Source organism: Homoserinimonas sp. (genome assembly GCF_056262345.1).
On sequence record NZ_JBACFR010000060.1, the window covers coordinates 1 to 1630 of the forward strand.

Annotated in this window: 2 protein-coding genes; one reads left to right on the top strand and one right to left on the bottom strand. The window is 66.5% G+C overall.

Annotated elements, in window-relative coordinates; translation table 11 throughout:
• Positions 1-808 (top strand): bifunctional methylenetetrahydrofolate dehydrogenase/methenyltetrahydrofolate cyclohydrolase (locus tag AC062T_RS03105; protein ID WP_476027299.1); only part of this gene is annotated, 808 nt, incomplete at its 5' end.
• Positions 809-886: 78 nt separating this feature from the next.
• Here the strand turns inward: AC062T_RS03105 and AC062T_RS03110 are convergent.
• A partial coding sequence (locus tag AC062T_RS03110) for a DedA family protein (RefSeq protein ID WP_476027301.1) occupies positions 887-1630 on the bottom strand: 744 nt, incomplete at its 5' end.

Sequence of the window (1630 nt, forward strand, 5' to 3'; positions counted from 1 at the left end):
CCTCAAGGCGAAGGGCATCACGCCCGGGCTCGGCACGCTGCTCGTGGGCGACGACCCCGGGTCACGGTCGTACGTCGCCGGCAAGCACCGCGACTGTGCCGAGGTGGGAATCGAGTCGATTCGCGTCGATCTGCCCGCGACCGCGACGGATGCTGATGTGCTCGCCGCGATCGCCGAACTGAATGCAAACCCGGCGGTTACGGGCTACATCGTTCAGCTCCCGCTGCCGAAGGGTCTCGACGAGCACGCGGCGCTTGAGGCCATTGACCCCGCTAAGGATGCCGACGGCCTGCACCCCACCAACCTTGGTCGGCTGGTTCTCGGCATCGAGGGCGAGCTCGATTCGCCCCTGCCGTGCACCCCGGCCGGCATCGTCGAAATGCTGCAGCGCTATGACGTGCCGATTAGCGGCAAGCACGTAACTGTCGTGGGCCGCGGCCTCACGGTCGGTCGCCCGCTCGGCCTGCTCTTTACCCGCAAGGGTTTGGATGCCACGGTCACCCTTACGCATTCGCGCACGGTCGACCTCGCCGCTGAGGTGCGCCGCGCCGACATCGTCGTTGCCGCCGTCGGTGTTGCCCATCTGATCAAGCCCGACTGGATCAAGCCGGGCGCCGCCGTGCTCGACGTTGGCATCACGCGCGTGCAGGACGAAGAGACCGGCAAGGGCAAGCTCACGGGCGATGTCGACCCCGCCGTTGCCGAGGTCGCTGGTTACCTCTCACCGAACCCGGGTGGGGTCGGGCCGATGACCCGTGCGATGTTGCTCGCCAACGTGGTCAAAGCCGCGGAGCGCAACGCGCGCTAGGCGCCCGCCCGCCAGGCGGATCTGCGAGGGGTCCCCAATGCGGCTTCGGGACGCTAGCCGCGGCTCATTTCGGACCCCTCAGCGGGACTGAGCGTCCGCGTCCGCGTCGGCATCCGTTGCTTCTGCTACCACCGCGGCGACCTTGTCGGCCGCAGCGTGTGCCCGCCGGTTGGCGATAGCGGTGCGCCCGCCCTTGTAGAGCTCGCGCAGGATCGGGATGCCCGAGAGCAGCACGATTCCGATGATGAAGTACTCGGAGTATTCGGCGACAAAGTCGATCTGCCCGAGAAAGAAGCCCACAAGGGTGAGCCCGACGCCCCACAGGAAGGCGCCGATCAGGTTAAAGAGGGCGAAGTGTCGCCACGGCATGCGTCCGACGCCGGCCGCGACGGGCACGAACGCGCGAAAGATAGGCAGGAACCGGGCGATGATGATCGCCTTGCCGCCGTGCTTCTCGAAGAACTCGTTGGTGCGCTCAACGTTGGCGGGGTTGAAGAAGCGGCTTTGCTCGCGCTTGAACACGGCGGGGCCGGCCTTGCGCCCGATCGCATAGGCCATCTGGTCGCCGGCGAAGGCGGCAATGAAGATGACGAGCACGGTGACGCCGATAGGTAGGCCGATGAAGCCGGTTGCCGTGAGGAGCCCCACCGTGAAGAGCAGAGAGTCGCCCGGCAAGAACGAGAGCACGATAACGCCGGTTTCGACGAAGACCACGGCGGCAACACCCAGGAGAACGAACGGTCCGAACCAGTGGATGAGCCAGTCGGCGTCGAGAAAGTCGATGCCGAAGAGGGCGGGGAGCATGGAGGGATTCCTTTCGGG